5 protein-coding genes are annotated in these 4,801 nt (G+C 63.5%); 3 read left to right on the top strand and 2 right to left on the bottom strand.

Going from position 1 to position 4,801, the window contains the following annotated elements:
• From ilvN to R6U20_RS05965, 3 genes are all read left to right on the top strand, one after another.
• Positions 1 to 328 (top strand): acetolactate synthase small subunit (ilvN, locus tag R6U20_RS05975; protein ID WP_410336953.1); only part of this gene is annotated, 328 nt, incomplete at its 5' end.
• A 53-nt stretch (positions 329 to 381) separates the two neighbouring features.
• A complete protein-coding gene (ilvC, locus tag R6U20_RS05970; RefSeq protein ID WP_410336952.1) occupies positions 382 to 1,398 on the top strand; it encodes a ketol-acid reductoisomerase in 1,017 nt (338 codons plus the stop codon).
• Positions 1,399 to 1,485: 87 nt separating this feature from the next.
• Positions 1,486 to 2,337 carry a CDP-alcohol phosphatidyltransferase family protein gene (locus R6U20_RS05965; RefSeq protein WP_410336951.1) on the top strand — a complete coding sequence of 284 codons (852 nt, stop codon included), beginning with the start codon at positions 1,486 to 1,488 and terminating at the stop codon, positions 2,335 to 2,337.
• A gap of 160 nt (positions 2,338 to 2,497) precedes the next feature.
• Here the strand turns inward: R6U20_RS05965 and menD are convergent, their stop codons facing one another.
• Positions 2,498 to 4,252 (bottom strand): 2-succinyl-5-enolpyruvyl-6-hydroxy-3-cyclohexene-1-carboxylic-acid synthase, encoded by a 1,755-nt coding sequence (gene menD / locus R6U20_RS05960; RefSeq protein WP_410336950.1) that lies wholly within the window; start codon positions 4,250 to 4,252, stop codon positions 2,498 to 2,500.
• A 334-nt stretch (positions 4,253 to 4,586) separates the two neighbouring features.
• A partial coding sequence (locus R6U20_RS05955; RefSeq protein WP_410336949.1) for a hypothetical protein occupies positions 4,587 to 4,801 on the bottom strand: 215 nt, incomplete at its 5' end.

Here is a 4,801-nt window from a genome sequence, read left to right as displayed (position 1 = left end):
CGAGCAGATCATCAAGCAGCTCAACAAGCTCCTCGACGTGGTCAAGGTCATGGACATGACCGACGGCAGTCACATCGAGCGCGAGATGATGCTGGTCAAGGTCGCGGCGGCCACCGGTGAATCCCGCGAGGAGATCAAACGCCTCAGTGATATCTTTCGTGGCCGTATTCTGGATGTCACCGAGCGGGTCTACACCGTGGAACTCACCGGGGCCAGCGCCAAGCTGGATGCCTTCATCGACACGCTGGGCCAGAACACCATCGTCGAGGTCGTGCGCTCCGGCGTCATCGGAATCTCGCGCGGCGAGAAACATCTCCGGGTGCAGTAGGCGCGTCGCCGTGGGGGCGGGCGCGTCCCTGAATCCAACAACAAGGGGGCAACATGCAAGTCTATTACGATAAGGATGCCGACCTGTCGATCATCCAGAACCGCACCATCGCCATCATCGGCTACGGGTCCCAGGGGCACGCGCACGCCAACAACCTCAAGGAGTCCGGTGCCTCGGTGGTCGTGGGTCTGCGCGAGGGTTCCGCTTCCGCGGACAAGGCCCGGCAGGCCGGCCTGGACGTCGCCAGCGTGGAAGCAGCCGTGCAGCGGGCCGATCTGGTGATGATTCTCACGCCGGACGAGCACCAGGCGAGCATCTACGCGCAGCAGATCGAGCCCAATCTCAAACAGGGCGCGGCCATTGCCTTCGCTCACGGGTTCAACATCCACTACGGCCAGATTGAGCCGCGCGCGGATCTGGACGTGATCATGATTGCGCCCAAGGGTCCCGGCCACCTGGTGCGCTCGACCTACGTCGACGGCGCCGGCGTGCCGTGCCTGGTTGCCGTCCAGCAGGACAGCTCCGGCCAAGCCAAGGAAGTGGGTGTTGCCTACGCCTCGGCGATCGGCGGCGGACGCGCCGGTGTCATCGAGACCTCGTTCCGGGAGGAGACCGAGACCGATCTCTTCGGTGAGCAGGTGGTGCTGTGTGGCGGTTTGACCTCGCTCATCGAAGGCGCCTTCGAGACCCTGACCGAGGCCGGCTACAGTCCCGAGATGGCCTATTTCGAGTGTCTCCACGAAGTCAAGCTGATCGTGGACCTGCTCTACGAGGGTGGTATCGCCAACATGCGTTACTCGGTGTCCAATACGGCCGAGTACGGTGATTTCGTCAGCGGCTCCCGGGTGATCAACGAGCACTCGCGCCAGGCCATGAAGGATATCCTGTCGGATATCCAGACCGGGGAGTTCGCCCGCGAATTCATCCTCGAGAACCAGGCCAACGCACCGACGCTCAAGTCCCGTCGGCGGCTGGCGCGGGAACATCCCATCGAGGTGGTGGGCGAGAAGCTGCGCGACATGATGCCCTGGATCAAGAACAAGAAGCTGGTGGATCGCAGCCGCAACTAATGCCACACGCGAGCCTGGCGGCTGACCGCCGGGCTCGCCATCCCGGCGGGACGCACCGGCGGGTCCATCCCACCGAGGTACGAGCGCATGGCTCCGGATCCGGATCGCAAGCGGCGGCGCGGGATCTACCTGCTCCCCAATCTGTTTACCACGGGGGCGCTGTTCTTCGGTTTCCTCGGCATGATTGCCGGTATCGAGGGCGACTACCGTCTCGCTGCCCTGGGTGTGCTCGCGGCCATGATCCTGGACGGGCTGGACGGTCGCGTGGCACGGCTGACCCAGACCCAGACCGACTTCGGCGTGGAATTCGACAGCCTCTCGGACATGGCCTGTTTCGCGCTGGCGCCGGCGGTGATCATGCACCAGTGGGCCCTGGGGGACTGGTCGGAGATTGCCGGCGCCTGGGGTACGGTCGGCTGGCTCGGGGCCTTCACTTACGCGGCGTGTGGGGCCCTGCGCCTGGCCCGGTTCAACACCCAGGCCGGGGTTGCCGAGAAGCGTTATTTCCAGGGGCTGCCCAGCCCGGCCTCGGCGGGTGTCGTGGTGAGCATGGTCTGGCTGGGCTCGGCCCTGGGGCTCGATGACCACTGGGTTCAGTGGCTGGCTCTGGTGGTAACGGTTGCCGCCGGGTTGCTCATGGTGAGCAACTTCCGGTACTACAGCTTCAAGGAATTCGATATCCGGTACCGAGTGCCGTTTATCGTGCTGGTGGTGCCGGTCCTCGGCATCGCCGCCGCGGCGGCTGTTCTCGCGATCATGAATCCGCCCATGGTGCTGTTCCTGGGCTTTCTGGGCTATGCCGCGTCCGGGCCGGTGGTGACGTTGATCAACCGCCGCCGCGCCCAGGGCCGGCGCACAGGCAAGGCGCCCCTGGCGCCGCTGATCCGGAGCCGAGCGAAGCGAGGGCCGAAGGTTATGCCTGGGGTACGCACGAAGTAATCCATTCGCCGGTTGAGGGCGAACGCACTCCGCTAACGTATCCCTCCATTGGGGCGTGGATCCCAGATCGTCGCTCCGCTCCGTCTGGGATGACGGTGTGAGGGCATAAAAAGCATTTCTGTATGTTCAACAGCGATCAGATGTATAGCACAACGCATTGTCACATATCGCTGAGGGCGGCGGCCACATGGGCATCCAACTGCGTGTGCACATCGGCGTTTTCGGCGCGGTCGGTGCGGACTTCAATCAGGGCGCTGGTGCCGCGCTCACAGGCCTCCTGGTATGCGTCCGCAAACGCGGCGCGCGTGGTTGGCTGATGGTACGGCAGATCGAATGCTTCGGCGATCGCTTCGAACGAGCGTCCGTGTGGAGTCGTAAAGTGCGGCTCGAACACGTCGCTGTGCTCGGCAATCGGTAGAAAGTGGAAGATGCCGCCGCCGTCGTTGTTCACGACCACCGCAATGACCGGGTGCGCCTTCAGCAGGGCCAGGGCGTTCACATCGTGCCAGGTAGCCAGATCGCCAATCAGCAGCGTGGTGGGCGCATCGCGTGCAATGCTAATGCCCGTTGCCGTGGCAATGGTGCCGTCGATGCCGCTGGCACCTCGGTTCGCAAACACCGGTACGTTTGCGCCCCGCGCCGTAGCGTAGCGCTGCACGTCGCGGATGGGCATGCTGCTGGCCAGCATCCACGCATGGGTGTCGGGGATGCGCTGGCTCAGCGCGCGGGCTACGCTCGGTTCGCTCAGCAGAGACCGGTCCTCATCCTCAAACCGTTGCGCAAAGGCATCACTCACCGCGTCGTTAGCCCGCTGCCACTGGGCGTTCCACGACGCGGGTGTGGCAGTGCGCGTGGGCAGCGCATCCATGGCAGCTGCGACGGTCGTCTCGATGTGATGTGTACATCGGTGATCAGGATCGACGCGTAGGGGCGCGGAACGGATGGTGGCATGCACGTGCGCCTCTGCATCCCCCAGAAAATGACGCATGGACTTAGAGACAAAGCGTCCGCCTACATGCAGCACCACGTCGGGACGGAGTTCGGTAGCCTGGTGACGGGCAATGTGATGCGCGTGCGGCACCACGGGCGTGTCGGCGCTCAGGCGGAGCTGCGAAGTGATGTCGGGCAGCACGGGCCAGTGCTGTGCACGCGCCCAATCGAGCAGTTCGTACGCCTCGGCATCGGTGAGGCGGCCCGCCACGATGAGTCCGCGCTCGGCCTGCTGTACCGCCTCAGTGAGCGATTCAGGCAGCGGGGCATGCGGCACCGGCACCGGATACGTGGTAAACGGCGTGTCGCGCTCGGCCCAGCGGTGTATGGCAGGGTCGCTGATCTCAAACTCTTGTTCGACTGGATGCAGCGGCTTGCGATACATCATATTCAGGTGCACGGGCCCGCCCGGCGGACGCCGCGCCTGGTGCAGCGCCTGGTCGACGGTGGTGAGCACCGAAGCCAGCGGCGTGTCTTGGCTGGGCGGCGGCACATCGGCACTCCAGCGCACGTGGTCGCCAAAGAGCTTCACCTGGTCGATGGTCTGGTTGGCGCCGGTGCCGCGCAGCTCGGGCGGACGATCGGCGGTGAGCAGCAGCATGGGAATCCCTTCTTGTGCGGCCTCGGCCACGGCGGGCATGCCGTTCGTTACAGCGGTGCCCGAGGTGGTCATCCACCCAGCCGGATGCCCTGTGGCACGCGCAAATCCCAGTGCTGCAAAGGCCCCGCCCCGCTCATCCACATGCAGCACAGACTGCGCCACCGGATGCTGCGCGACAGCGGTCGTCAGAGGCGTAGAGCGCGAGCCCGGCGATATAAAAAACGTATCGACGCCCGAGCGCACACATTCGTCGATTATGCAGCGCGCCCAGGCGTGGGTTCGATTTGGAGCGTCAAGTGGATTCGTAGCAGTCGAATGATCCATGCAACGGGTTGTATCTAAATAGAATGAGATTTACGTGGTTGCAGCACCTAAGTAAAGACAGGCATGAAGTTGGGGTTTTGTGCGTTTCAAACCGGTATCATGTGCGCACCGACGTTACTTCATACACGCTCTCATTCGTACGGTGCTGCGTTTCACATACGTGTTTGATCTATATGATTGTACAGAATCCCTCCCCCTAAATCCCCCTCCTCTGAGGGGGACTTGAGGAACGCCTTCCACGGTTCCTTCCTCCTCGGGGAGGAAGGGTAGGATGGAGGGGAATCCACCCAGCAATCCCCAAAACCATTGTTGAGGTCACTTAGAAGCAGAGCGCTCAGCGTGCAGTTGGTGCTACCGCGTGAGCCGTCGGCTGGTTAAAGGTAGATGCAGATTCATCGAGCGATGCTTTGTGCGGGTCAGGCTCGGTCTGTGGAAAGCTCTGCTGCAAAATAGCCCCCGTCACGACCACGAGCGAACTTATCGGCATGGCTACCGCCGCCACGAGCGGACCCACCCAGCCTGCCATGGCGATCGCCCCGCCTGCCAGGT

The organism is Longimonas sp. (assembly GCF_046498435.1).
In the GTDB taxonomy this organism is placed as follows: Bacteria; Bacteroidota; Rhodothermia; order Rhodothermales; family Salinibacteraceae; genus Longimonas.
The sequence above is the reverse complement of the archived record's forward strand: the minus strand, read 5'-3'. Positions and strand labels throughout refer to the sequence as shown.